This window comes from Janthinobacterium sp. NFX145 (genome assembly GCF_049810325.1).
GTDB lineage: Bacteria > Pseudomonadota > Gammaproteobacteria > Burkholderiales > Burkholderiaceae_D > Janthinobacterium > Janthinobacterium rivuli.
Genome location: NZ_CP187360.1, coordinates 2,861,560 through 2,884,933 on the forward strand (window position 1 = coordinate 2,861,560; position 23,374 = coordinate 2,884,933).

Genomic DNA, 23,374 nt, shown 5'->3' on the forward strand with positions numbered 1-23,374 from the left:
GGAGGGTGGCTGTAACCAATCCGGCCATCGCGGCGAATTGACAGGCAAGCACGCTTCTTATTTCAATATACCGGGTAACGACCATGGACATCAAGCACCGCCTTGCAACACTGCTTTTACCCGTCCTGAGCGCGGCCGTGGTCGCCCCGGCCATGGCGCAAATGGCGGCCGGCCAGCGCTGCGCCGTGCAAAGCGGGCCACAGACGGCGGCGCTGGTGGAGCTGTACAGCAGCGAAGGCTGCTCTAGCTGCCCGCCCGCCGACCAGCGCCTGAGCGCCTTGCGCAAGGAAGCGGGCGCGGCCAGCCTGATCGTGCCGCTGGCCTTGCACGTCACCTACTGGGACCAGATCGGCTGGACGGATCCGCTGGCGCAGGCGCAATTCGACGCGCGCCAGGCTGAATTGCTGCGCCACCAGCCGCGCCACGTGGCCTACACGCCGCAGTTTTTCGTCGGCGGCACGGAATTGCGCAGCTGGGATACGCAACTGCCGGCCGCCATCCGCCGCATCAACGCCACCGCCGCGCCCGTCAAGATTGACCTATCCGCCACGCCGGGGCCAGGTGGCAAGCTGCTGCTGGAAGCCCATGCCAGCGCGCCGGACGCACAGACGGGCGGCCAGCTGTATGTGGCCATCAGCGAAAGCGCGATCGTCTCGAAAGTGCTGCGCGGCGAAAACCGCGGCGCCACCCTGCAGCACGATGCGGCCGTGCGCCTGTGGCTGGGACCGGTTGCGCTGGCGCAAGGCCGCGCCCAGTTGCGCCGTGAAATCAATCTGCCCGCCAGCTGGCGTCCGGAGCAGCTGCAAGTGGTCGCCTTCGTGCAGCGCAGCGACAGCAGCGCCATCCTGCAAGCCGTCAGCACGGCATCCTGCGCGAAGGGAGCGATGTGATGAACGGACAAGCAAACGTGATCCACCCCGCCTGGCTGCGCATCACGCACTGGCTCAATGCCGTGGCCGTGGTCGTGCTGGCCACCAGCGGCTGGCGCATTTATAACGCGGCGCCATTCTTCCCGTTCGAACTGCCGCGCGCGCTGACCCTGGGCGGCTGGCTCGGCGGCGCGCTGCAATGGCATTTTGCCGCCATGTGGCTGCTGGTGGCCAATGGCTTGCTGTATCTGATTATCAATATCGTCTCGGGACGGCTGCGGCGCCAGTTCTTTCCCCTGTCGCCGCGCCTGCTGCTGGCCGATTTCGCCGCCGCGCTGAAGGGCAAGCTGGCCCATGCTGACCCGCGCCACTACAACATGGTGCAGCGCGCCGCCTACCTGTTCGTCATGCTTGACTGCATCGTGCTGGTGTTGTCCGGCCTGGTGCTGTGGAAGTCCGTGCAATTTCCCCTCTTGCGCGAGCTGATGGGCGGCTACGAGCGCGCGCGCAGGGTCCACTTCATCGCCATGGCGCTGCTGACGGGCTTTGTCGGCGTGCACCTGCTGATGGTGGCGCTGGTGCCGCGCACCCTGGTCGCCATGCTGCGCGGCCGCTAAGGAGATGAGCATGAAAAAAACCATCATCGTGCAAGAGCAGGGCCAGGCCATGCTGGACGACGCCTTGCGCCAGATCAGGCAGCCGTCGCGGCGCCTGTTCCTGCAGCGCAGTTTGACCCTGGGCGGCCTGTCCCTGCTGACGGGATGCAACGCCAGCGACCCGTCCGCCATCGAGACGGCCCTGACGGCCGTGTCGCGCATGAACGACACGGTGCAGGGCTGGCTGTTTGATCCGAACAAGCTGGCGCCCACGTATCCCGATTCCATGATCACGCGGCCGTTTCCATTCAACGCCTATTACGGCGAAGATGAAGTGGAAGAGGTCGATGGCGACGCGTGGCGCCTGGAATTGAGCGGCTTGATCGCCGACAAAAAGCCGTGGACCCTGCCGCAGCTGCGCGCGTTGCCGCAGGAAACGCAGGTGACGCGCCACATTTGCGTGGAAGGCTGGAGCGCCATCGGCAAGTGGGGCGGCGTGCCGTTTTCCCACTTCCTGAAGCGGGTCGGCGCCGACACGACGGCGAAATACATCGGCTTCAAGTGCGCCGACGATTATTTCACCAGCATCGACATGGCCACGGCCCTGCACCCGCAAACCATCATGGCCCTGACGTATGACGGCCAGGAATTGCCGCCCAAGTATGGCTATCCGATGAAATTGCGTATGCCGACCAAGCTGGGCTACAAGAATCCCAAGCACATCCAGGCGATTTTCGTGACGAATACGTATCCGGGAGGGTATTGGGAGAATCAGGGATACAACTGGTTCGGCGGCTCTTGATTACTTTTAGCATCACCTGTAGCACAGCAACAGCTTTACCACCGGGCAATCTCGCCCATACAACCCAGAGACAAGGACATATCATGAAAACCAGCATCACCGCCATCATCGCTTCCGCCATCCTCATGTCGGGCGCCGCTTTCGCCCAGGACGCCATGAAAAAAGATGCCATGGCCAAGGACGCTTCGGCCGACGCCATGCACAAGGATGCGATGGGCAAGGACGGCATGAAGAAGCCGATGGCCAAGAAGCACATGAAGAAGGATCACATGGACAAGGATGGCATGGCAAAAGATGCCATGGCGAAAGACGGCATGGCCAAGGGCGAGATGAAAAAGGATGAAATGAAAAAGGATGGCATGGCCAAGGATGCGATGGCCAAGTAAGGTGGAAGCCCGGCGCCGTCAACGTGACGGCGCCGGGCCTGGTTTGCGCTCCCCCTGCGTTTGCGTCAGACCAATCTTGCAATAATATTATTCTTGCTACGCTTCAAGATGCGAAGTTGCCAATTGGTGTAAGCTGGCTGTCTCGCGTTTTCCCCGTTTGCAGAATCATGAACGAACCATCGCTTGCCGCGCAGTCCCCCGAAGCACCTCCCTCCGACAAACCGATCCGCCGCCGCTCGCTGTTCGCCGCCTGCAGCGCGCATGCCGTGCATGACGGCTTGACGGACGTCATTTACGTGCTGTTGCCCATCTGGCAGGCGCAGTTTGCCATCAGCTATGCCATGGTAGGCCTGCTGCGGGGATCGTACTCGGGCATGATGGCCGGTTTCCAGCTGCTGGCCAGCCGCATGGCCAGGCGCTGGGGACGCGAACGCCTGCTGGTGGGCGGCACGGCGCTGGCCGGGGTCGCCTACCTGGTCGCGGGGCAGGCGGGCGGCCTGGCTGTGCTGCTGTTCGCCTTGCTGCTGGGAGGCCTGGGCGCCAGCACCCAGCATCCGCTGGCCTCGTCCATCGTCACCGACACGCACGAGGCGGGCGGCGGCGTGAAGGAAGCGCTGTCGCACTATAACTTTGCCGGCGATATCGGCAAGACCCTGATTCCCGCGCTAGTGGGCTTGCTGTTGCTGGTGTGCAGCTGGCAAGCCAGCGTTTCGCTGCTGGGCTTGCTGGGCCTGGGGGCGGCCGGCTTGCTGTGGTGGCTGCTGCCCAAGCCCGGCGACATCCAGGCCGGCGTGAAAAAGGCGGACAAGAGCATCGCTGGCAGTGGATCCAAAGGCAGTTTTCGTGCGCTGCTGGCCACGGGCACCCTCGACAGCGCCGTGCGCATGGGTTTTCTCACCTTTTTGCCATTCCTGCTGAAAAGCAAGGGCGCTGGCACGGCCGGCATCGGCGTGGCCCTGTCTCTGCTGTTTGTGGGCGGCGCCTTCGGCAAGCTGCTGTGCGGCTATCTGGGCGCGCGCATCGGCATGATGAAGACCGTGTGGCTGACGGAATCGATGACCTCGCTGCTGATCGTGCTGGCCCTGTGGCTGCCGCTGGCCGGCGTCATGGCCATGCTGCCCCTGCTGGGGCTGGCGCTGAACGGCACCTCGTCCGTGTTGTACGGCGCCGTGCCGGAACTGGCTGAGCCCGGCAAGCGCGAACACGCATTTGCCCTGTTCTACACGGGCAGCATCGGCGGCGGGGCGCTGTCGCCCGTGCTGTTCGGCGCCCTGGGCGACCATACGAGCGTGCCGACGGCCTTGCTGGCGCTGGCGGCCGTGTTGCTGCTGACTTTACCGCTGGCGTGGAAAGTGCAGCGGGGCCTGGCGCACGGCGCCGCCACATGACACCACGCATGACGCTGCCATTGTCGCGCGATAAACACGATACGCAGCATGCCTTGAACGGGGAATTGACCCGCCTCGCCCTGACGCCAACGCCTGGTGAGGTGGAAGAGGGCGTGGCCGAGGTGGCACGGGCGATTTTGGGGATATCCAAGGATTTTTAATGAATTGTTCAGATAATGTATCGACGGCCACGGCGGACGCGGCCAGCCTGATCGCCTGCATTGAACGCGAGTTCGCTGGTACGCAGCGCGCGGAAACATCTTTGCGCCAATTTCTCTTGACGGATCAATACGGTATGTCGGAGGACATCAGCGAAAGGGAATGGGTTGCGAGCGGCAAGGATCGAGTCGATTCGATCTGGCAAGAGATTCCCGATGCTGAAATCGAGGAGGGCGAAGGTTTGCTCGCCCATATGGAGGCTGAGGAGTTTCTGTATTACTTGCCGGCATACATGCGCTACGCTGTGGCATATCAGCATCGGACAAGCTGGGAGACTGATGTGCTCGGAATGACAGTGCATGCGCTTTCACCGTCTGAACGGAGCCAGGATTCGCGCGCGTATGCGATCGCGAAGTACGCCGGCTTCAATGCGGCGCAAAGAAAGGCCGTCGTGCAATTCCTGACGTTTGTCGTACAGGTGGATGAGAGCCTGTCTGGACAGTATGCCCTGGCCGCCCTGACAAATTACTGGCAAGCCGATACGGCGTGACTTGCCCGCCAGTACTGCCATCGTCTACACTCGCCGCATGAAAAATTTTGAAAAGCGGCGCGACCGCTATGACTTGTTCCGCGCGTTCGACAATCCCCTCGTCAACATCAACTTCCAGCTCGACGTGCCGGATTTCCGGCCGTGGTGCAAGGAACGGAACATCCCCGTATTCCACTTTTTCCTGTTCTGCCTGCTCAATACGGTCAGGGAAATCGACAACTTCATGTACCGCATCTACCAGGGCGAGGTGATCAAGATCGACGATTTCCCCGCCTCCTACACCGTCATCAACGGCGACGAGAACCTCAACTACACGCGCTTCGCGATGACGGACCAGCTTGATGTATTCATCGCACGCAGCCTGGAAGCGAAACGCTTGGCCGAAGCAAGTTCCGCGCTGATCAACACGGGTGAGGGAGAAACCGAGCGCGAGCAGCGCAACAATATCTTCATCACCTGCCTGCCTTGGCTGGAACTGGCGGCCATCGAGCATCCTGTCTACCGCCACGGCGACGCCGATATCCCGACCTTTACTTGGGGCAAGTTCGGTCCCGCGCAGGACGATGGCCGCATGCGGGTGCCGTTTTCCGCGCAAGCCCACCATGGCTTTGTCGATGGCTACCATGTGCAGAAACTGGCGCAGGCGCTGGCGCGGCGCATCGCCGCCATCATTGCCTAAGCTAGATAATCGCTGGGCGCCTGGCCCAGCACGCGGCGGAAGGCGGCCGTAAAGGCGCTGGGACTGGCATAGCCAAGGTCGAGCGCGATCCTGGTGACGGCTTGCCCGTCGGCCAGCCGCGTGATGGCCGCCAGCAGGCACGCTTGCTGGCGCCATTGGGCAAAGGCCAGGCCCGTCTGGGCGCGGAATTGCCGCGTAAAGGTGCGCCGGCTCATGCCGGCTTGCGCCGCCATCGCATCCAGGCTGCGGTCCAAAGTCGGTTGCCGTAGAAATTCCGTGCACAGCCGCGCCAGCCGCGGCTCCTGCGGCAGGGGCGCGCTCAAGGGCAGTGGGCTGGCGGCGGCAATCTCATCAAGCAGCAAGGCCATCAGTCGTCCGGCCCGCGATTGTTCCGCATACAAGGCATCGACGGTCACAGCCTCGGCCAGCAGCTGGCGCAGAAGCGGCGAGGCGTCCAGCACCTGGCAGTGGGACGGCAAGCCGCTTCCGGCGATGGCGGGCGCGTCGATAAACACGTTGTGCATGGTCACGGCGCCATGCATGCGCATGCCGTGGACGAGTTGGGGCGGAACCCAGCAAGCGCGCTGCGGCGGCACCAGCCAGTTGCCTTGCGGCGTGTGCACGCTGATGACACCGCGCGCCGCATACGCAAATTGCCCACGCGCATGGCTGTGGCTGGGAAAGACGGCATCAGCCGCATAGTCGCGCGCCGTGGCGATCAAGGGGCGCGGCACTTCCGTATAAAAATCATCCATGGCCCACACTCTATAGTATTTGACCTGGCATCGAAGGCGGGCCGTTTAAAGACCGCTTACCATGCACTCTTTTTCAGGAGTGAACATGCACAATACTTGTCACCGCGTGGGCCACGGTCCCCACGCCGTCATCGTCCTGCACGGCTGGTTTGGCGACGCGCGGGCGTTCGAACCGATGGAAGCGGCCCTTGATGGCGCCAGTTTCAGCTATGTCTTCATGGATAATCGCGGCTATGGCGGCATGCGCGGCGCGGCAGGTGAGTACTCGATGGACGAGGTCGCCCGCGACGCGCTGGCCTTGGCAGATGCGCTGGGCTTGGACACCTTCAGCGTGGTGGGGCACTCGATGGGCGGCATGGCGCTGGAACGGCTGGCCTTGCTGGCGCCCTTGCGCCTGCGCAAACTGGTGGCCGTGGCGCCCGTGCCCTGTTGTGGCGTAGCGCTTGATGGAGCGGCCCGGAAACTGTTTCTCGACGCCAGCGGCAATGTGCAGGTGCGGCGCGCCATCATCGACCGCAGCACGGGCGGACGCTTGCCGGCTACCTGGCTGGACTGGAAGGCGCAATATTCGTGGGAAAGGTCGGATCCAGCCGCGTTTACGGCTTATTTCCTCGCGTGGAGCGGGACGGATTTCAGTGAGGAAATCAAGGCGGCGCGCGTGGCACTGCCCTTGCTGGCGCTGGTGGGGGAGCATGACCCCCGTTTCGATGCGGCCCTGATGCGCCGCACGTATCTGGCGTGGTACCCGCAAGCCCGGCTGGAGGTGCTGGGCAATGCGGGACACTATCCGATGAATGAAACGCCGCTGGCCCTGGCGGCCAGCATCGAGACATTTTTACTACAGTAATTACGCTGCCTTGCTGCGCAGGCGCAGCAGGCTCAGGCCCAGCAGGACGAAGGCGCCGCCCGTGATGCGGTTGAACAGCTTGGCGCGGCCCGGCGTGGCCAGCTGGGTTTTCAGCAGGCGCGCCAGGTTGGCATAGAACAAGTGGGCCAGCATGGCGCAGGCGACAAACGAGGTCGTCAGCACGGTGAACTGGATGGCCACCGGTTCGCCCGGCGTGATGAATTGCGGGAACAGTGCCGAGAAGAACAAAATAGCTTTCGGATTGGTCAGCGCCACCGTCAAGCCCTGGCGGAACAGTTTCCAGAACGAATTGGGATTCGCCGCGCCGGCCACCACTGGGGCATCGGCCACGACGCTGGTCTTGCTGCGCCATTGCTTGATGCCCAGATACACGAGGTACAGGGCGCCAGCCAGTTTCAGCAGCATGAAGGCCGTGGCCGAGGTGGCCAGCACGACGCCCATGCCGGCCATGGCCACGCCGGAAATGATGAACAGGCCAAAACCATTGCCCATGCTGCTGATCATCGCGCGGCGCGGGCCGACGGCGATGGCATTCGAGATAGCCAGCAAGACTGCCGGGCCGGGAGAAAACGTGACGAGCAGGGCGACGCTGCAGAAAAGCAGCCAGTTCGAGAGATGCATGGGTGTTCCTGGGTGGGGCCGAAGCCGGATTGAGAGTCAAAACACCTGTATTGTACGAAGTTTTCGGCTCCCGCGTCAGCGGCCCCGGCTTGAATCAAGCTCAAAGTCAGGCAAACAGGCTGGCGACCACATGGTTGATGGCGGCGCCACCGGCGATCAGCCAGCAGAACAGCAGGCCGGCCAGCAGCAGCGGCTTGATGCCGGCGCGGCGGATGGCCGACATGTGCGTCGTCAAGCCCAGGGCCGCCATGGCCATGGCCAGCAGGACCGTATCGAGTTCGGTAATGGTGGCGACGGTGCCCGCTGGCAGCAGGCCCAGCGAATTGAAGGCCACTGCGCCGATAAAGATGAAGGCGAACCAGGGAATGGCCAGCTTGCTGGATTTATCGTGGTTGCCGCCTTTGGACTTGCCACGCGCCAGCACGGCCGACAGGATGACGAGGAACGGCGCCAGCATCATCACGCGCACCATCTTGGCGATCACGGCCGCATTCGCCGCTTCCTGCCCGATCGACTTGCCGGCCGCCACCACTTGCGCCACTTCATGCACGGTCGAGCCGATGTACACGCCAAACGCGGTGGGCGTGGCGCCCAGCAGATGCCAGCCTTGGTTCAACTGGTACAGCAATGGGTAGAGGAAAATGGCGATGGTGCCGAACACCACGACGGTGGAGACGGCGACGGTCACATCTTCGCTGCGCCCCTTGACGACGGGTTCCGTCGCCATCACGGCCGCCGCGCCGCAGATCGAGCTGCCCGCGCCGATCAGGATGGCGCTGTTGCGTTCCAGCTTGAACACCTTGGTGCCAAGGAACATGGCCAGGCCAAACGTGGACGCCAGCACCAGCGCGTCGATGGCGATGCCGGCCAGGCCCACCTGGCCGATATCCTGGAAGGTCAAACGGAAGCCGTACAGGATGATGCCAAGTCGTAATAATGTCTGCTTGGAAAAGGCCACGCCCGCGCCGCACGTGGGCGCCAGGCGGCCATACACGCTGTTGCCCAGCACAATGCCCAGCATGATGGCCAGGGTCAGGGCGCTCATGCCGTGGCTTTGCATCCATTCCAGTTTGCCCAGCGCGATGGCTGCATAAGCGATTGCGCCGCTCAGCAGAAGGCCTGGCAGAAGACGGCCATAGCGGCCGCTGAAACTTGTTGTGTTTGTTGTGTTAGTTGTTGAGAGGGATGACATGCCGTACTCCATGTTCTTGTTGCGTATGGCATGACTGTACAGCTCACTGATTAAATGGTAAAACGGATTGTTTTTGTATGTTTAACCTATTAAGTGAGTATGTGAGATGGCGTTGACCTTGCGGCAACTGCAAATTTTCCTGGCCGTGGCGGATACGGGCAGTACCAGTGCGGCCGGCGAGCAGATTGCGCTGTCGCAATCGGCTACCAGCGCGGCCCTGAATGAACTGGAAACCTTGCTGGGCGCGCAACTGTTCGACCGGGTGGGCAAGCGATTGCTGCTCAATGACAATGGCCGTTTGCTGTTGCCCCAGGCGCGGCAGATGCGCGACGGGGCCGCCAGCATCGAGCGCCAGTTCGCGGGCGCCGACCCGTCCGTGCCCGTCAGCCTGCAAATCGGCGCCAGCACGACGATAGGCATCTATCTGTTGCCGCAGATTCTGGCGCAGGCGGCGCAGCAATACGGGCGCAGCATCCCGCAAGTGACGATTGCCAACACGGCCGACATCGCGGCCGCCGTGGCGGAGTTCCGTGTCGATATCGGCCTGATCGAAGGGCCGTGCCACGAAGCGGGCTTGCTGGTGGAACCATGGCTGACGGACCAGATGCTGATCGTGGCCGCACCCACGCACCCGCTGGCGCAGCTGCGCCATCTTCTCAGCTTTACGGAACTGAACCAGGCGGGCTGGCTGCTGCGCGAAGCGGGCTCGGGCACACGCGAAGCCGTGGAGCAAGCCTTGGTGCCATATCTGCACTATCTGCGCGCCGCAGGCGAATTCAGCAACTCGGAAGCCATCAAATATGGCGCCGCGGCCGGTCTCGGCATCGCCTGCCTGTCGCGCGTGGTGGTGGCCGATCTGCTGGCCAGCGGGCAACTGGTGGAACTGGAGACCATGCTGCCACCATTGGAGCGCAACTTTTATCTGATTCGCCAGTCCAAGAAGATACTTTCGCCGCGTCTGGCTGGTTTCCTGGAATTGTGCCGCCACGCGTCGCGTATGGCTTGACTGTTTTTCATATATGGAATAAGTTCCCGTATATGGAAAATTTGGTGAGCGCAGATAACGATACGGAACAGCGTCTGGCGGCGCGCCTGAAACAGTTGCGCGTGGAGCGGGGCTGGTCGCTGGACCAGCTGGCCACCGCCAGCCAAGTCAGCCGCGCCACCCTGTCACGCCTGGAAAATGGCGAGGTCAGCCCGACCACGGTCGTGCTGGGCAAGTTGTGCGCTGCGTATGGCTTGGCCATGTCGCGCCTGTTGCGCATGGTGGAAGACGATTTTCCACCCGTGCTGCGGCGCGCCGAGCAAAGCGTGTGGACGGACCCTGACACCGGCTTTATCCGCCGTTCCGTCTCGCCGCCGTCGCGCGCGCTGGCGGGCGAAGCGCTCGAATGCGAGCTGGGCGCTGGCGTGACGATCAGTTATGCCGCCTCGCCCCGGCCCGGCATGGAACACCATCTGTTGCTGCAGGAAGGCAAGCTGAGCGTGACCGTCGACGGCCGCTCGCACGAGTTACTGGCCGGCGACTGCCTGCGCTACCAGTTGCATGGTCCCAGCGCATTCATGACGCCGCCAGACAGCGGCGCCCGCTATTTTCTTTTTCTTGTCTGAGGTCATCATGCGCGTATCGCTACGCCACTTTTCGCCCGCCGATATTCGTGAACGCTTGCCGGAGTTAGGCGCCTTGCTGCGAGACTGCGTGCACGACGGCGCCAGCATCGGTTTTATCTTGCCCTTCGATACGGCGTCCAGCCAGGCATTCTGGACGGATAACGTGTTGCCGGCCGTCACGCGCGGCGTGCGCCTGCTGCTGGTGGCCGAGGTGGAAGGGAGGTTGGCGGGCGCAGTGCAGCTGGACTGGGATACCAATCCCAACCAGGCGCACCGGGCCGAAGTACGCAAATTGCTGGTCGCGCCCGCTTTCCGTCGGCGCGGCCTTGCGCGCCAGCTGATGCAGGCGCTGGAAGCACAGGCGCGCCTCTTGCCGCGCAGCCTGCTGACCCTGGACACGCGCAGCAGCGACCATGCGGAACCGCTGTACTTGTCGCTCGGCTATGTGGTGGCCGGCAGCATCCCCGGCTATGCGCTGGCGCCGGCCGGCGACCGGCTGGACGCCACCACCATCATGTACAAGCAGCTATAAATGAGAGCGGCGCAGCGATAGGTGGGGAACTCAGGCTTTCAGCCGCGCTCTAACACCTACGGCAGGCCGGCTTGCCGGCGCTGTGACAGCGTGAGTGGTCTGTGCGGCCACGAGGCTGATGCCGTTCGCGGCTTGGGCGGGTGCCTGGTCACGACTCAGCTTGAAGATGTCCACCGTGCCCGACAACAAGGTGGCGCGCTGTTGCATGCTGGCCGCCGCCGTTGACGCCTGCTCCACCAGTGCCGCGTTTTGTTGCGTTACCTGTTCCATCTGCACGATGGCGGCATTGACTTGTTCGATGCCAGACAATTGTTCGCCGCTGGCCATGCTGATTTCGCCCATGATGTCCGTGACGCGGTGCACGCTGGCCACGATCTCGCGCATGGTGGCGCCAGCCGTATCGACCAGGCGCGCGCCCGCGTCGACCCGCTCGACGGAGTCGCCGATCAGCTGCTTGATTTCCTTGGCCGCATTGGCCGAGCGTTGCGCCAGGGTACGGACCTCAGCGGCCACGACGGCAAAGCCGCGCCCCTGTTCTCCGGCACGCGCGGCTTCCACGGCCGCGTTCAAGGCGAGGATATTCGTCTGGAAGGCGATCGCGTCGATGACACCGATGATGTCAACGATCTTTTTCGACGAAGCGTTGATCGAGCTCATGGTATCGACCACTTGCGCCACCACCGTGCCCCCTTTGCCGGCCACGGCCGCGGCCGATTGCGCCAGCTGATTGGCTTGCCGTGCGTTATCGGCATTTTGCTTGACGGTGCCCGTCAGCTCGTCCATCGAGGCGGCCGTGCGCTCCAGCGAACTAGCTTGTGCCTGCGTGCGCTGCGACAAGTCCAGGTTGCCGGCGGCGATTTCGCCCGAAGCGCCCGCGATGTCGTGCGTGCCGCCGCGCACCTCGCCCACGATGGTGATCAAGCTGGCATTCATGTCTTTCAGCGCTTGCAGCAGTTGTCCTACTTCATCGCTGGAATCGACGCGGATATGTTCGCTCAAGTCGCCGCCAGCCACCTTGCGCGCCACTTTGACGGCATGCCGCAAGGGCCGCACGATGCCGCTGCTGATGAACCAGGCCGTCGCCAGGCTCAGCACGCCGCCGACCAGGCCCAGCACAATGATCAGCACGCTGGTATCGTGCGCGCGGGCCATGGCCGCCTCGGCCGCTGAGCGCATCTGCGCCGATTGCGTGGCGATCTGCTGGTCGAGTTCGCGCAGGGCAGGCTGTTCCTGCGTGCTGTTGCGCGTGGCCTGCAATTGCGCGATGCGCGCATAGCGCTGGTTCACGCTGCTGTCGATTTCCCCGCTCACGGCCGACAGCTGCCAAGTGCTGATGATCACCACCACGGCCAGTAAAAGCGATGCGAGCAAAAAGCCTGTGGTCAGGCGCACACCGATACGTATGTTTGAAATATTCATGTCCCCTCAGCTGTTGTCCCATGGTGGCCACCTTCCATGCCTGCGGCATGATGCGGCGCTTGTCCCCTGAAGTTGCTGGGGTGAAATGAGTGTAGCAGCGCGGTACTAAGTAATCTATAAATATTTCCATATTGGAATTAGTCACTGCCTGTTTAGCAACAGCGGCACGGCCTGTTGCCAGATAAAATCACCCGTCTGATTACAGACGCTTCCTACCTCAATAGCCGGCATCGTCCGACTGGCGTATGCCGGCGCCGCGCCTACACTGTTACTTGTACAGACCCTTGACGGGGCATTTCTTCTCACAGGAGGCTGATATGGCGAATATCCAGGCAGGATCGGACGGAGCGGCAAAACAGGAAATGACGGCCAAGCGCCTGAATGTGGTCGACTGGATCTCGATGATCCTGTTGATCGTGGGCGGCTTGAACTGGGCGCTGGTGGGCTTGTTTGATATCGACATCGTGGCCCGCATCCTGGGCGCCATGTCGACGGCATCGCGCGGCGTGTACGTGCTGGTGGGGCTGGCTGCGCTGTATTCCATCTATCTGTGCGTGCGCAAGCTGCCAGCCAAGCCCTAGACGGGAGGACGCATGCCTGTTGGTGCCAGCCCCAAGCGCGAACGCGAATTCAAGCAGCTTGAAAAAGAGTTCAAGCAGGAGGGGCGCTATCCGGGCCGAGAGGAAGAAGTCGCCGCCCGTATCGTGAACAAGCAGAGGGCGCAGGCGGGTGAAACGCAGAAGGCGCAAGGCCGCCAGCGTGATGAAAAGCCTGCGGCCAGGGTTGCCAGCGAAACGGCGGCGCGCGACTTGCCGATTGCAGGATACCAGCACCTGACGGTGGCGCAGATACGCGACAAGCTGGGTGGCCTATCCGCCGCCCAGTTGCGACGCCTGCGCGACTATGAGGCGGCGCACAAGAAGCGCAAGGGTGTGCTGCAAGCGCTGGGAGCTTGATCTGGCGTAATGGGCTTGAGGGGGCTTGAGGCGGTGTGCCTGTGTGCTTACTGCGTGCGCAGATAGGCAAGCAGGTCGGCCACTTGCTGTGCGTTGCCGATGCCCCAGAAACGCATGTTATTGCCAGGAATGAAATCGCTGGGGGCTTTCAGGAAGCCGGCCAGGTTTTGCTCGGTCCAGACGATATTCGCATTTTTCATGGCCGCCGAGTATTTATAGTCGGTGGTAGCACCGGCTTTGCGGCCGATAACGCCTGTCAGCTTGGGGCCGAAGCCGCCGCGCGCCGATGGCCCCACCTGGTGGCAGGAGGCGCACTTCCGAAACGCGGCCTTGCCTGCTTCGGCATTGCCAGTGAGGGCGGCCGCAGCGGCTGGCGCGGCCGCGTTGGCCATGGCCATTGGCGCCAGCAGCAAGGCTGCAGCGCTTAAAGGGGAGAGCAAACGAAAAAGATATATGGATGTCATCGATGAGGCGGAAGTGCGCAATATGGATATGGCGAGCGATGACGCATTTTACAGGCGGGCATCAAAAGCTGCCTGTCAGCTGGGCAGCGATGCCAGGAAGCCATGCAGGATGACTGACAACGCTAGCGCTTGCCGCCCTGTGCACCCAGCGCCGCCATGGCCGACGCAAACACGATGCAGGCAATGGCCAGCCACTGCGTCAGACTCAGCAATTCTCCCAGAACGGCCATGGCAGCCAGCGCGCTGACGGCGGGCGCCGCGCTGCTGAACATGCCGAATACGCCTTGCGGCAAGCGGCGCAGGGCAAAGATTTCCAGCGAATACGGCAGGGCGCTGGACAGCATGGCAATGGCCAGGCCCATCAAGGCAATCGATGGTGCCAGCAAGGCCGTGCCCGAATACGCGACACCGATGGGCACCGTCACCATGGCCGCCACCGTCATGCCCCAGGCCACGGCTTGCCCACCTTGCAAGGTCGAGGCGCGCTTGCCAAAGATGATGTACAGCGCCCAGCACAGCGCTGCCCCCAGCGCGTAGGCCACGCCGACGGGATCCAGGCTGCCTGGGCTGCCTTGCAGGGGCAACAGCAAATACAAGCCGAACACGGCGCAGGCCACGGCCAGCAAATCGCGGGGCCGGCGCGACGACAGCATGGCCACAGCCAGCGGCCCCGTCACCTCGATGGCGACCGCGATGCCAATCGGTATCAGCGCAAACGCCCGGTAAATCAGCAAGTTCATCAAGCCCAGCACGGAACCGTAGACCAGCAAATTCAGCACATCCTTGCGCGTCAGGCGATAGCGCCACGGGCGGAAGATCGCCAGCAGGATCAGCGCCGAAAACCCCACCCGATACGCCGTAATCCCTTCCACGCCAATGACCGGAAACAGATTCTTCGCAATCGCCGCCCCTAGATTGACGGAAATCTGGCCTCCCAATACGGCCAGGGAAGGGAGCAAAATGCTGTCGGGGAGGGAAGAGGTCGAGGCGGGGGAGGTCATGGGACGCCATTTTAATACGCAACAGGCCGCCAGTCGCTGGCAGACATGCAAGCGACCGTAATTTATGGCTCTGTCATCGATAAATAGGGGATCTGCCTGAATCTTTCCTTGGCTGTGCTGTCTGACTCTGCATACCCACCATGCAGGAGCCGATCATGCAGCCAGCCGAATGGATACGCTTTATCGCGCAGTTTGCGCAGTTGAACCGACGCCAGCGGCAGGCAGGAATAGCCTTGCTGTGTGGCAATGGGCCACACGATGTGACCGTCACGCTGCTTGAAAACGCTACGCAAGCACGCCTGGGCTGTCCCGCCTGCCAATCGTGTCACCTGCACCGGCATGGCCATGCGCACGGCCTGCAGCGCTACCGCTGTGTATCCTGTGGGCGCACATTCAATGCCTTGACGGGCACGCCGCTGGCGCACTTGCGCCATAAATCGCTGTGGCTCGACTATGCGGATTGCCTGCTTGATTCCAGGTCGGTACGCCAGGCCGCTCAGCAGTTGGGACTGCACCGCAACACCACGTTTCGCTGGCGGCACCGTTTTCTCAGCGTAGCAAAGACGGACCGGCCGCATTGTCTGCATGGCATTGCCGAGGCCGATGAACTCTACGTGCTGGAATCAGAAAAGGGATCCAGGCAGATGACGCGTCCGGCGCGCCGCCGTGGCGGCCATGCCCATCAGCGCGGCATTTCCAATGAACAGGTTTGCATCCTGGTGGCGCGCGACCGTACGGGCCAGACCCTCGATTTCGTCACGGGCAAAGGGGCGTTGACGAAGGCACAGCTGCATCATTCCCTGTTACCCGTTATCGACAAGGACGTGCTGCTGGTGACCGACGGTCATGCCGCCTATCTGGCTTTTGCGAGGGAAGCGGGCATCAGCCACCAAGCAGTCAACTTGCGCGCTGGCATCCGTGTGCGAGGGGCCGCCCACGTGCAGAACGTCAATGCCTATCACAGCCGCTTGCGCGCATGGCTACGGCCCTTTCACGGCGTGGCGACGCGCTACCTGCCGAACTACCTGGGCTGGCGCTGGATACTCGACGCCAGGCGCATCCGTTCATCGGAAACGTTATTGAAAGCAACGTTGGGCGCATTCCCACACTTGACGGTGACATAGCCTAATTTATTGGCCTGTACTGGCAGCCGATATTGCAGATGGATGGCGATGCCAGTCGTTTTGGCGTTCACTGCCGGCATGGCAGGGTATTTCCATGCGGGCGAAACGCGTTATCCTTCATTAAATATCGACATAGCGAGGCAGCAAGTCCTGCTCGACCAAGCCAATCTCAATGGCGTTGGCGATCCTGACGTGCTCGGGGTTCTCATCAGAAAAAGGCTCGTCGGTGACACTGACGATGATGGTGCCGATCTGCTGGTCTTCACCTTGCTCGTCCATCGCCATCACGGGGATCAAGGCGCGGGCTTCTGGTACTTGCCGGACCGTCAGTACACGCGGCAAGTACAACATCCAGCCCGCACCCGGACGATCCTTGAAGACTTGTTTTTTAAAATACTGATTACGTGCAACCGTGATCAAGACCGGCCTTAGGGAGCCACCGATAATGGACAGCAGTTCTTTCACACCATCAATGCCGAGCCGTCTGGCGGCTTGACCGTAATCGCTGATCTTGAAAGTCCGGGAGGGCCAGTCACTGTCGCTGAACCCAAGCGCCATACTTGCTCCCTCACCGTCTGCGAGCTCGCCATTCCAGGCACTGAGATATCGAAATTTCTCATCCTTGAACTCGGCCTCGAGTACGGCTTCGGCCGCAGTGGTGAGTTCGCCCGAAGCATCGAAAACCGGATACAGAAACGACTCTGCTTCTGTCTCCTGCGACAGAAACCAATTCTTTCCAAACGCCTCCGTTTTTTGCAAGAAGCGGATAATTGTCGCGATTTTCTGGACGGAAGGTCGGAACGCAATGGATGGGTTTGCTGCATCGCGTTTGAACAAGGATTTTATTATCATAATATTATTTTGTGTAATAAGTGGTAATACCCAGTGCACTTAAACTGGGCAGCATGTGTTCATACGCGAGTGGCGTGTGAAAGTACCAAATCTGCGAGGATAGCGGGTTACAAGTCCTGCTATCAACCCCATTTCGAGCCAATCAGGCAGTCATTAATCTTTGCTTGTAATCGCGTGCGGCGGGCGACAGCTTGCGAGAGTCGCTCTCGTGGCGATATTTATCCTTTAATATTGTCACAATGCTTGCAATTGAGAAAGATATATTGCAAGATTGTTTTTTTGAAAAAGTCTAACACCTCATGCGCAAGCTGTGGTGCGCCATTTGCATTATTCGGAGCACCCTTTTCGCTGCTGCACTGGTCGTCGGGACGGCTGTGCATGTGTCATGATATTGTAGAAAAGGAGCAGTAAGTGAGTAAGGTTGGAAAAATTGCCGTGGGTCTCGCTGTTGCCATCATTTGCGTTAACTCGTTTGGGGCTCAGGGGCGGTGGACTGAAGGTTTTGGGCAGGGAAATCTCGAGTACTTTATCGATCAGGATGGAATGCGGCTGTATATTGGCTGTCCAACGCAAGATGGCAGTGCAGATTCCCAATCGAGCGTATCGCTTTCGCAATTGAATAATAATAAGGAAGTTGAGAAATTTACCGTTGACGTCAATGGCGTTTCTTATGATGGGCCATTCAGCGCCGACAGCCGCGCAGGTGATAATAACTTCATTTCCTTGCTGGAGAATCTGAGGAAAGGAAATGCCGTTGTGAAGTTTAATGGGAAGGCAATAAAAATCCCTAAAAGTAACGCAGCCAAGGTTATTCCTGTTTATGGCAAGAAATTTAGCTGCAATCTTTCCATGTAGACTGTTACTGTCCAGTCCCATTTGATCATGTCCTGCGCCGCGCTCAGCGTGGTATGCAGTGTATGGGCCCGGTGCGAATGGTTTTGTACATCGTCCCGCTTGAGCCACTTGGCAGCCGTGCACGGGTGATATTGAAGACCTTGGCGGCTTCGCGCTCGGACAGTCCGGAGTCTTTGATTTCCTGCCGGACCTTCAGGGTGGTGCGGGCTTGGGGATGAATGCGTGAGCTCATGGACTGAAGTTTATGCGATGTGCTGCAAGCGATGGGACGATCTTGGTGGCAAACCGCCTATCAACTCGTCAAGCACAGCTCCGGCACGGAACAGGGCCATGCTGCGACGAGGAATATGATCACATGGCTAAACAGCTGGCGCATGTCACGGCATGGATGCCGAATGGAATCGGGACCATTTCGCTCGGCAAGACGCGCAGCGAAGAGCTGCTTGCCTATTGCAAGGCCTATGCATTGAACGCTGATGTCGATCTCAGCGAAATGTGACCATATTGGCAGAGCGCTTCGCTAAGCTGCGGGCCTGTCGAACAGAGCATTAACGTGTCAATCAGGAGTAGAAGGGCAATGCATATATTTAGTATCGGCGACACCAATTTTGAAGTGGATGTCGCGAAATCCCGGATCAGCCTTGAGGCGCGCGCCGATGGCATGTGGGAAATCAATATCACGATCGAGGCCGACGACGACGTGTTCATGCGGCTGACGGAAGACGACGATGCGCCCTGGTCGTGGGCGCTGTATCCGCCGTCCTTCATTTTGCACGGTTTGCTCGTGGAGGGACCGGATGCCGCGCCCGTGCATAGGCTTGCCGTCGATGCAGGCAATACGCAGTGTGAATCCGCTTTTTACATGATGGAATACCGTGACGTAGCTGATCTTCGCCTGGAGGAATTGTCTGCACAACGCCTGGCAGTGACGGGCAGTGTGGACTTTTTTGGCAAAAGTCTGCCTTTTGCCATCGATATGCCGCGTACAAGATAGCGGCAATTTTTAATATCGCTATCGGACATGGGGCAGCCTTGACTGGCCGCCCCATGCTCATTACTCCAGCTTCAAGGCCTTCGCCACATCCCCCCACGCCACATACTTGAAGTTCTGCGGTCCATCGGGCAAGCGCTTGTAGCCGTCCTGGATCACCAGCATGCCTTGCGCATACGCGCCGCCCAGGTTGGCGGAAGTCACGTCCAGGCCATCCGTTTCCGAGGTGCCGTCGATGCCGGCGGGCAGGTTGAAGCCTACCTTGAAGCGGCCGCGCACCTTGTACGGCGCTTGGGCGTCGAGCACCACGTAGCTGCTGTCGCCCTGGCTGGAGACGATCAGGTAGCCAGAATCAGCCTTGCCGCCCGGTTTGCGGTAGATGGCCATGCCTTCCACATCGGCCGTCAGGTTCGCTCCCACGGGCAAGACCATGGAGAGTGTATCCGGCTTGGCGGCGTCGGCCGAGGTGGTCCAGATGCCGCGCGTTTCCTCGCCCAGGAACAATCTGCCGTTGGCGTCGTCGGCCACGCAGCCTTCCGGTTGGGTGGCGACCTTGAAGCTGCGCAAGAGGGTGGCGCTGAACTTGTTGCCTTCCAGGCCGATGCTGTATTGCTGGAAGGTGCCGTCCTTGTCGTTGATGAACGCTTGCACGCCGCCGCTGGCCGGTTGGTACAAGCACATGCCGTAGATGCTTTTCAGGCCGGTCGGAAAACGGCCCGCTTCCGCCACGACGCCATCGGCATTGATGGTGAACAACATCATGCTGTTGTCGTCGCGCTGGGTGGCCACGGCCAGGTCGACCTTGCTGCCACCCAAACTGATGTTCTGCCGCACGTCGACGTTGTTCAGGCGGCCCACTTCCAGCAGCTGCGTCTGCTTGCCTTGTAGGTCGTAGACGAGCAGTCCCTGCTTCTTGTTGGTGCCGAGGATGCGCGCATTGGCGGGGTTGCTGGACAGCCAGATGGCCGGATCATCGGCCGCGTCGCCCTGGCGCGCCATCGGCTCCGTTTGCGCTTGCGGGGCGATGATGGCCACCGCAGGCTGCGTTTCCACCTTGCCCGTCCATTTCAAGGGCCGCGCTTGCCAACCGTTCTTGCCGCGAAGCAGTAGCGATTCCTTGTGCAGCGCAAGCTGGCTGTCACCCTTGCGCACGTTCAAGGCAACGGCTTGGGCTGGCTGCGCCGTCCATTGACTTCCCTGATGGGTGAACAGGTGCAGCTTGTCCGCCTTGCCGTCGAGCACGGCCACGCCACCGGGCAACACGGCCAGCGCGCCGGCGCCTCCGTCCAGTTGGCCATACGGCTTGCGCAGGGCCACCACTTCGCGCTTGCCCATGCCCTCGGATTCGGCGTCATACGCCCACACGCCCATGTTGGACTCGCTCACCAGCAGGCGCTGAGCGCCATCGTCGACCCGGCAATGCTTGGCGTGCGGCGGCAAGGCCAGCTTGCGCACCAGCTGGCGCTGCTCACCCTGCATCACCCACTGTTCCGCCTGGCCATCCTTGCCGATCAGGAACAGATGGTCGAGTTGCTGGGCGTCGCGGTAGAGACAGGACGCTTCCACGGAAAACGTCGGCACGGGAAACGGCGCGAGCTTGACCAGCTTGCCGGCCTGCACGTCGACCGTCACGGGAAGCGGGCGCTGCGTGTCCGCTTCCAGGAACACGGCCAGCACTTTGCCGCCATCGATGCGCGTGTCGAGCTGCTTGGCGCGCACGGCGATGCGGTCCTGTTCCTGGCCGCTTGCATTGAACAGGCGCAAGCCATGCTTGTCGAGAAGCAGCCAGCCGCCGCCGGGCAGACGCGCCAGTTCTTCCGCTTCCTGCGTGAAGGAAGGAACGGTCTGGACAGGCGCGGCTTGCGCCGTGGCCGCGAGGCAAAAAGCAGCCAGCAAAGCGCTGCAGAGTACGGTTTTTTTCATGGTAGGTAAAATCATCATCAGAAGGCGCTGGCTTTCAGGCTCACTTTGAAAGTGCGGCCGTATTGTTCGTTCTGCACGTTGAATTGCTTCGTGCCCTGGTAAACATAGTATTTCTCGTTGTTCAGATTCGCCGCCTCGAACATCAGCTGGAACTGCTTGTTGATCTGGTAGGACAGCGAGAAATCGAGCTGCTTCTGGCTGGCGACGATATGGTCCTGGCTTTGGTCGAGGATATCGTTGCCCATTTCCAGCAGATACGGCGACTTGTAGTTGAGGGCCAGGCGGGCGCTCACCGGTCCTGTTTCATAGCCCAGCATCAAGTTCATCACCTGGTTCGACTGGCCCGGCAGGCGGATGTCGCGGTTCATTTGCTTGTTGCTGGCCTTGTCGAAGCGGCCGATTTGCGCGCTCGAGGTGCTCAGGGTGCCGTTCACGCCGACGAGGAATTTATTGAACGGCGCCGGCAGCATGCGCAGCGGCTGCATATAGGCCAGTTCGATACCTTTCACTTTGGCCGCGTCGCCATTCGCATACGAGGTGGCCGAGGTGTAATTGGCCCACTGACCCGTGCCGGCCAGGTTCGTCGTGTAGGTAAAATTCTTGATGTCCTTGTAGAAACCGTAAGCCGACATCACGCCGTCGTTGCCCAGGACTCTTTCGATACCGAGGTCCAGATTGTTGGCTTTCAAGGGTTTCAAGTCCGGGTTACCGATCACGGCTTCCGTGTTGCTGGCCAGGCTGATGCCCGGCGCCAGCTGGCTGAAGTTGGCGCGCACCACGGCTTGCGTCCACGCGGCCCGCACGCTGGTCTTTTGATCCAGGTCATAACGGGTTTGCAGGTTTGGCAGCCAGTTGGTGTACGAACGTTCGCGCGTCAATGGCGTCGCGACGCCGGCGCTGTCCACTTGCGAACCGGCCGCTTCAAAGCTTGTACGCTCGGCGCGCACGCCGCCGAGGATGTGCCAGGCGTCGAAGTCGTAGCTGTTTTGCACATACATGGCGTTGATGTCTTCATGCATGCGGTAGTCATTGATGATGGATTCCGTGGCCAGGCGCGCCTTGGTGCGGTCCAGTCCGGCCACTCTGGCGCGGATCAGCGTGGGGTCGAGCGCCACGCCGATGTTGCCCAGGTCGTAGTCGAGGGTATGGCCCTGCACGAAATTGCTCATCGACGTGGAACCGGTGCCCCAGTAATTGCCGCTCGTGGCCTTGCTGCTGTTATACGCCCATTGATCCGTGTCATTGGTTTTTTCGCGGCGGCTGACTTTGGCGCCGAATTTCAGCGTGGCGATGTCGAACTTGCGCGCCAGGTCGATGCGCGCATGGTGTTCATTGTCTTTCGAGTAGCGCTTTTGCAGGGTGATGGCGTTCAGCGCGTAATTGGCCGGGTCGTACAGCGCGGCGGGGCCGCTCAATTTCGGCTCCTGCGTATCCGTGAAGCTGATGCCGTTAAAGTTGCTGAGGCCGCGGAAACGGCCGTCGTTCAGGGATTCCGGCGTGTCCTCCGTGGCGCGGCTCATGCCGCCTTTCACGTCCAGCGTCCAGTCGCCCGATTTCTGCTGCGTGCCCAGGACCAGCGAGCGCACTTGCTGCGTGTATTTGCGCTGGCGGATGCGGCGCTCGGCGCGCGCGCTGGCCGTCTGGTCTTCGGCCAGGCTGCCGCCCGCGATATTGCTGATGGTCAGGCGGTCGCGCACTTCATTGTCGGAAAATTCGCTCACAAAAGAGCGCAGGAACCAGCTGTTGCCCGCTTCGGGACGGTAATCGAGATTGACGGCCAGGGCGCCGCGCTTGCGCACGGGCAGGTAGTCGCGCAATTCCAGGCCGGACAATTTCCCCTTGCTCCAGGCGCCGCCCGTTTCCACGTCGTCGGAGCCGAACGAGCGCTTTTCCGCGCTCAGGCCGGCTGCCACGCCCAGCTTGCCGTCGAGGAAGCGCTGGGCCCACAGGGCGCCGCCGCTGGGGCTGGTCTTGCCCGTCTTTTCATCGTAGCTGGCGCCCACGTTGGCCGACAGCAGCTTGCCCGGCAAGTCGAAGGCGGACAGCGATTTGACTTCGACCGTGGCGCCCAGCGAGTTGGCGTCCATTTCCGGCAGCAAGGTTTTCGAGACTTCCAGCGTGCGGATCAGGCCGGCCGGCAGGATGTCGAGCGCCACGGCGCGGCGGCCCGCTTCGGGCGACGGCACGAGGGCGCCGTTGATGGTGACGGCGTTCAAGTCCGGCCCCAGGCCGCGCACCGTGATGTAGCGGCCTTCGCCCTGGTCGCGCTGCACGGATACGCCGGGCAAGCGGGCCAGCGCTTCGGCCGCGTTTTTGTCCGGCAAGCCGCCGATATCGTCGCTGCTGATGACGCTGATGATGTTGTCGGCTTTCTCTTGCGCGGCGATGGCGTTGCGCAGGCTGGCGCGCTGGCCGCTGACGACCACGGTGGCGGCCGGCTGGCCGTCCTCACCTTGCGCTTGCGCATGGCTTTGACCGCTGAAGACGGCCATGATGCCGATGGCCACGGCCGTCAGGCGCAGCGGGGAGGGGAACGATGTGTGCATGGTTTTCATGAAGAGCTCGGTTAGGGGAGGGAACCGGGCGGATTCTAGGCAGCAAATATGACGGTTGCGTGACAGCCAAGGGATTGTCAGCCTGAAAACAACGGCCTGTGAACGCTTTGCGGCCAGAAATGGAACATGGTGAGCTGAAATGACCTGCCGCCGCAGGGCGCATGGGCAATGGCATGCCGTATTTGCATGAGCGCCCAAGGTAATGCTGAGCCGTTTGCACCTGCCG

The 23,374-nt window shown here is 61.4% G+C and carries 27 protein-coding genes and 1 pseudogene; 18 read left to right on the plus strand and 10 right to left on the minus strand.

The features are described from left to right. The first annotated feature begins 83 nt into the window (after positions 1-83). The 8 genes from ACPJXG_RS12775 to ACPJXG_RS12810 all read left to right on the plus strand — a co-directional run bounded on the left by ACPJXG_RS12775 (position 84) and on the right by ACPJXG_RS12810 (position 5,429). Complete coding sequence (locus tag ACPJXG_RS12775) at positions 84-890, plus strand: DUF1223 domain-containing protein (protein WP_425254481.1); 807 nt, start codon at positions 84-86, stop codon at positions 888-890. Beyond that, the gene (locus tag ACPJXG_RS12780) at positions 890-1,486 is read left to right on the plus strand and encodes a cytochrome b/b6 domain-containing protein (protein WP_099402103.1); all 597 of its coding nucleotides are present in this window, start codon (positions 890-892) and stop codon (positions 1,484-1,486) included. The genes ACPJXG_RS12775 and ACPJXG_RS12780 overlap by 1 nt, the downstream gene beginning before the upstream one ends. A 49-nt stretch (positions 1,487-1,535) precedes the next feature. Further along, the gene (locus ACPJXG_RS12785) at positions 1,536-2,267 is read left to right on the plus strand and encodes a molybdopterin-dependent oxidoreductase (protein WP_425254745.1); all 732 of its coding nucleotides are present in this window, start codon (positions 1,536-1,538) and stop codon (positions 2,265-2,267) included. Positions 2,268-2,350: 83 nt separating this feature from the next. Then, positions 2,351-2,653: a pentapeptide MXKDX repeat protein gene (locus ACPJXG_RS12790; RefSeq protein ID WP_425254482.1), complete on the plus strand. Its 303-nt coding sequence runs from the start codon at positions 2,351-2,353 to the stop codon at positions 2,651-2,653. 167 nt (positions 2,654-2,820) lie between these two features. Beyond that, the gene (locus ACPJXG_RS12795) at positions 2,821-4,041 is read left to right on the plus strand and encodes an MFS transporter (RefSeq protein ID WP_425254483.1); all 1,221 of its coding nucleotides are present in this window, start codon (positions 2,821-2,823) and stop codon (positions 4,039-4,041) included. A gap of 8 nt (positions 4,042-4,049) precedes the next feature. Further along, a complete protein-coding gene (locus tag ACPJXG_RS12800) occupies positions 4,050-4,202 on the plus strand; it encodes a hypothetical protein (RefSeq protein ID WP_425254484.1) in 153 nt (50 codons plus the stop codon). Next, positions 4,202-4,750 carry a DUF6714 family protein gene (locus tag ACPJXG_RS12805; RefSeq protein ID WP_035819254.1) on the plus strand — a complete coding sequence of 183 codons (549 nt, stop codon included), beginning with the start codon at positions 4,202-4,204 and terminating at the stop codon, positions 4,748-4,750. Before ACPJXG_RS12800 ends, ACPJXG_RS12805 begins: the two co-directional genes overlap by 1 nt. Positions 4,751-4,787: 37 nt before the next feature. After that, positions 4,788-5,429 (plus strand): CatA-like O-acetyltransferase, encoded by a 642-nt coding sequence (locus ACPJXG_RS12810; RefSeq protein WP_425254485.1) that lies wholly within the window; start codon positions 4,788-4,790, stop codon positions 5,427-5,429. Here the strand turns inward: ACPJXG_RS12810 and ACPJXG_RS12815 are convergent. Continuing rightward, the gene (locus ACPJXG_RS12815) at positions 5,426-6,184 is read right to left on the minus strand and encodes an AraC family transcriptional regulator (protein WP_425254486.1); all 759 of its coding nucleotides are present in this window, start codon (positions 6,182-6,184) and stop codon (positions 5,426-5,428) included. The two genes, ACPJXG_RS12810 and ACPJXG_RS12815, sit on opposite strands and share 4 nt — an antisense overlap. An 85-nt stretch (positions 6,185-6,269) precedes the next feature. Between ACPJXG_RS12815 and ACPJXG_RS12820 the strand changes: the two genes are divergently transcribed. After that, entirely contained in the window at positions 6,270-7,031 is a 762-nt protein-coding gene (locus ACPJXG_RS12820) for an alpha/beta fold hydrolase (protein WP_425254487.1), read from the plus strand. On the opposite strand, the gene ACPJXG_RS12825 is transcribed toward ACPJXG_RS12820, so the two are convergent. Next, on the minus strand, positions 7,032-7,673 hold the full coding sequence (locus ACPJXG_RS12825) for a LysE family translocator (protein WP_034755914.1): 642 nt from the start codon (positions 7,671-7,673) through the stop codon (positions 7,032-7,034). Positions 7,674-7,779: 106 nt separating this feature from the next. Then, the gene (locus ACPJXG_RS12830) at positions 7,780-8,865 is read right to left on the minus strand and encodes a YeiH family protein (protein WP_425254488.1); all 1,086 of its coding nucleotides are present in this window, start codon (positions 8,863-8,865) and stop codon (positions 7,780-7,782) included. A gap of 106 nt (positions 8,866-8,971) precedes the next feature. On the opposite strand from ACPJXG_RS12830, the gene ACPJXG_RS12835 reads away from it, so the two are divergent. From ACPJXG_RS12835 to ACPJXG_RS12845, 3 genes are read left to right on the plus strand one after another with little or no spacing between them, the layout of a single operon-like run. Further along, complete coding sequence (locus ACPJXG_RS12835; protein WP_035819247.1) at positions 8,972-9,871, plus strand: LysR family transcriptional regulator; 900 nt, start codon at positions 8,972-8,974, stop codon at positions 9,869-9,871. Between the two features lie 32 nt (positions 9,872-9,903). Next, complete coding sequence (locus tag ACPJXG_RS12840) at positions 9,904-10,476, plus strand: helix-turn-helix domain-containing protein (RefSeq protein WP_035819244.1); 573 nt, start codon at positions 9,904-9,906, stop codon at positions 10,474-10,476. A 7-nt stretch (positions 10,477-10,483) separates the two neighbouring features. Next, the gene (locus ACPJXG_RS12845; protein ID WP_278316011.1) at positions 10,484-11,008 is read left to right on the plus strand and encodes a GNAT family N-acetyltransferase; all 525 of its coding nucleotides are present in this window, start codon (positions 10,484-10,486) and stop codon (positions 11,006-11,008) included. A gap of 30 nt (positions 11,009-11,038) precedes the next feature. Here the strand turns inward: ACPJXG_RS12845 and ACPJXG_RS12850 are convergent, their stop codons facing one another. Beyond that, a complete protein-coding gene (locus tag ACPJXG_RS12850) occupies positions 11,039-12,427 on the minus strand; it encodes a methyl-accepting chemotaxis protein (RefSeq protein ID WP_425254489.1) in 1,389 nt (462 codons plus the stop codon). Between the two features lie 317 nt (positions 12,428-12,744). On the opposite strand from ACPJXG_RS12850, the gene ACPJXG_RS12855 reads away from it, so the two are divergent. Further along, positions 12,745-13,008 (plus strand): DUF378 domain-containing protein, encoded by a 264-nt coding sequence (locus ACPJXG_RS12855; protein ID WP_081922454.1) that lies wholly within the window; start codon positions 12,745-12,747, stop codon positions 13,006-13,008. Positions 13,009-13,020: 12 nt separating this feature from the next. Further along, positions 13,021-13,383: a hypothetical protein gene (locus ACPJXG_RS12860; RefSeq protein WP_278316009.1), complete on the plus strand. Its 363-nt coding sequence runs from the start codon at positions 13,021-13,023 to the stop codon at positions 13,381-13,383. A gap of 47 nt (positions 13,384-13,430) precedes the next feature. Here ACPJXG_RS12860 and ACPJXG_RS12865 read toward each other — a convergent pair whose 3' ends face one another. Both ACPJXG_RS12865 and ACPJXG_RS12870 read right to left on the minus strand, forming a co-directional pair. Continuing rightward, positions 13,431-13,781, minus strand: a complete 351-nt coding sequence (locus ACPJXG_RS12865; protein WP_425254746.1) for a c-type cytochrome — start codon at positions 13,779-13,781, stop codon at positions 13,431-13,433. Positions 13,782-13,969: 188 nt separating this feature from the next. Then, a complete protein-coding gene (locus ACPJXG_RS12870) occupies positions 13,970-14,848 on the minus strand; it encodes an EamA family transporter (protein ID WP_199534278.1) in 879 nt (292 codons plus the stop codon). A gap of 155 nt (positions 14,849-15,003) precedes the next feature. Here ACPJXG_RS12870 and ACPJXG_RS12875 point away from each other — a divergent pair, with 155 nt between their 5' ends. Further along, positions 15,004-15,972 (plus strand): IS1595 family transposase, encoded by a 969-nt coding sequence (locus tag ACPJXG_RS12875; protein WP_099402232.1) that lies wholly within the window; start codon positions 15,004-15,006, stop codon positions 15,970-15,972. Positions 15,973-16,092: 120 nt separating this feature from the next. On the opposite strand, the gene ACPJXG_RS12880 is transcribed toward ACPJXG_RS12875, so the two are convergent. Next, entirely contained in the window at positions 16,093-16,809 is a 717-nt protein-coding gene (locus ACPJXG_RS12880; protein ID WP_158300130.1) for an immunity 52 family protein, read from the minus strand. Positions 16,810-17,235: 426 nt separating this feature from the next. Between ACPJXG_RS12880 and ACPJXG_RS12885 the strand changes: the two genes are divergently transcribed. Continuing rightward, complete coding sequence (locus ACPJXG_RS12885; protein ID WP_158300129.1) at positions 17,236-17,679, plus strand: hypothetical protein; 444 nt, start codon at positions 17,236-17,238, stop codon at positions 17,677-17,679. On the opposite strand, the pseudogene ACPJXG_RS12890 reads toward ACPJXG_RS12885, so the two are convergent. Beyond that, positions 17,649-17,911 (minus strand): annotated as a pseudogene (locus ACPJXG_RS12890) (IS481 family transposase); the annotation flags it as partial. The gene ACPJXG_RS12885 and the pseudogene ACPJXG_RS12890 overlap by 31 nt on opposite strands. Positions 17,912-18,034: 123 nt before the next feature. Here ACPJXG_RS12890 and ACPJXG_RS12895 point away from each other — a divergent pair. Further along, on the plus strand, positions 18,035-18,178 hold the full coding sequence (locus ACPJXG_RS12895) for a hypothetical protein (protein ID WP_158300128.1): 144 nt from the start codon (positions 18,035-18,037) through the stop codon (positions 18,176-18,178). A 78-nt stretch (positions 18,179-18,256) separates the two neighbouring features. Then, a complete protein-coding gene (locus ACPJXG_RS12900; protein WP_099402088.1) occupies positions 18,257-18,673 on the plus strand; it encodes a hypothetical protein in 417 nt (138 codons plus the stop codon). A gap of 60 nt (positions 18,674-18,733) precedes the next feature. Here ACPJXG_RS12900 and ACPJXG_RS12905 read toward each other — a convergent pair whose 3' ends face one another. Both ACPJXG_RS12905 and ACPJXG_RS12910 read right to left on the minus strand, forming a co-directional pair. Then, the gene (locus tag ACPJXG_RS12905) at positions 18,734-20,593 is read right to left on the minus strand and encodes a phytase (protein ID WP_425254490.1); all 1,860 of its coding nucleotides are present in this window, start codon (positions 20,591-20,593) and stop codon (positions 18,734-18,736) included. 17 nt (positions 20,594-20,610) lie between these two features. Then, positions 20,611-23,148, minus strand: a complete 2,538-nt coding sequence (locus tag ACPJXG_RS12910; RefSeq protein ID WP_425254491.1) for a TonB-dependent receptor — start codon at positions 23,146-23,148, stop codon at positions 20,611-20,613. Between the last annotated feature and the right edge of the window lie 226 nt (positions 23,149-23,374).

Coding starts and splice junctions, on each gene's coding strand:
- ACPJXG_RS12775 (WP_425254481.1), top strand. CDS start 84: ATGGACATCAAGCACCGCCTTGCAACACTGCTTTTACCCGTCCTGAGC.
- ACPJXG_RS12780 (WP_099402103.1), top strand. CDS start 890: ATGAACGGACAAGCAAACGTGATCCACCCCGCCTGGCTGCGCATCACG.
- ACPJXG_RS12785 (WP_425254745.1), top strand. CDS start 1,536: ATGCTGGACGACGCCTTGCGCCAGATCAGGCAGCCGTCGCGGCGCCTG.
- ACPJXG_RS12790 (WP_425254482.1), top strand. CDS start 2,351: ATGAAAACCAGCATCACCGCCATCATCGCTTCCGCCATCCTCATGTCG.
- ACPJXG_RS12795 (WP_425254483.1), top strand. CDS start 2,821: ATGAACGAACCATCGCTTGCCGCGCAGTCCCCCGAAGCACCTCCCTCC.
- ACPJXG_RS12800 (WP_425254484.1), top strand. CDS start 4,050: ATGACGCTGCCATTGTCGCGCGATAAACACGATACGCAGCATGCCTTG.
- ACPJXG_RS12805 (WP_035819254.1), top strand. CDS start 4,202: ATGAATTGTTCAGATAATGTATCGACGGCCACGGCGGACGCGGCCAGC.
- ACPJXG_RS12810 (WP_425254485.1), top strand. CDS start 4,788: ATGAAAAATTTTGAAAAGCGGCGCGACCGCTATGACTTGTTCCGCGCG.
- ACPJXG_RS12815 (WP_425254486.1), bottom strand. CDS start 6,184: ATGGATGATTTTTATACGGAAGTGCCGCGCCCCTTGATCGCCACGGCG.
- ACPJXG_RS12820 (WP_425254487.1), top strand. CDS start 6,270: ATGCACAATACTTGTCACCGCGTGGGCCACGGTCCCCACGCCGTCATC.
- ACPJXG_RS12825 (WP_034755914.1), bottom strand. CDS start 7,673: ATGCATCTCTCGAACTGGCTGCTTTTCTGCAGCGTCGCCCTGCTCGTC.
- ACPJXG_RS12830 (WP_425254488.1), bottom strand. CDS start 8,865: ATGTCATCCCTCTCAACAACTAACACAACAAACACAACAAGTTTCAGC.
- ACPJXG_RS12835 (WP_035819247.1), top strand. CDS start 8,972: ATGGCGTTGACCTTGCGGCAACTGCAAATTTTCCTGGCCGTGGCGGAT.
- ACPJXG_RS12840 (WP_035819244.1), top strand. CDS start 9,904: ATGGAAAATTTGGTGAGCGCAGATAACGATACGGAACAGCGTCTGGCG.
- ACPJXG_RS12845 (WP_278316011.1), top strand. CDS start 10,484: ATGCGCGTATCGCTACGCCACTTTTCGCCCGCCGATATTCGTGAACGC.
- ACPJXG_RS12850 (WP_425254489.1), bottom strand. CDS start 12,427: ATGAATATTTCAAACATACGTATCGGTGTGCGCCTGACCACAGGCTTT.
- ACPJXG_RS12855 (WP_081922454.1), top strand. CDS start 12,745: ATGGCGAATATCCAGGCAGGATCGGACGGAGCGGCAAAACAGGAAATG.
- ACPJXG_RS12860 (WP_278316009.1), top strand. CDS start 13,021: ATGCCTGTTGGTGCCAGCCCCAAGCGCGAACGCGAATTCAAGCAGCTT.
- ACPJXG_RS12865 (WP_425254746.1), bottom strand. CDS start 13,781: ATGGCCATGGCCAACGCGGCCGCGCCAGCCGCTGCGGCCGCCCTCACT.
- ACPJXG_RS12870 (WP_199534278.1), bottom strand. CDS start 14,848: ATGACCTCCCCCGCCTCGACCTCTTCCCTCCCCGACAGCATTTTGCTC.
- ACPJXG_RS12875 (WP_099402232.1), top strand. CDS start 15,004: ATGCAGCCAGCCGAATGGATACGCTTTATCGCGCAGTTTGCGCAGTTG.
- ACPJXG_RS12895 (WP_158300128.1), top strand. CDS start 18,035: ATGGCTAAACAGCTGGCGCATGTCACGGCATGGATGCCGAATGGAATC.
- ACPJXG_RS12900 (WP_099402088.1), top strand. CDS start 18,257: ATGCATATATTTAGTATCGGCGACACCAATTTTGAAGTGGATGTCGCG.
- ACPJXG_RS12905 (WP_425254490.1), bottom strand. CDS start 20,593: ATGAAAAAAACCGTACTCTGCAGCGCTTTGCTGGCTGCTTTTTGCCTC.
- ACPJXG_RS12910 (WP_425254491.1), bottom strand. CDS start 23,148: ATGAAAACCATGCACACATCGTTCCCCTCCCCGCTGCGCCTGACGGCC.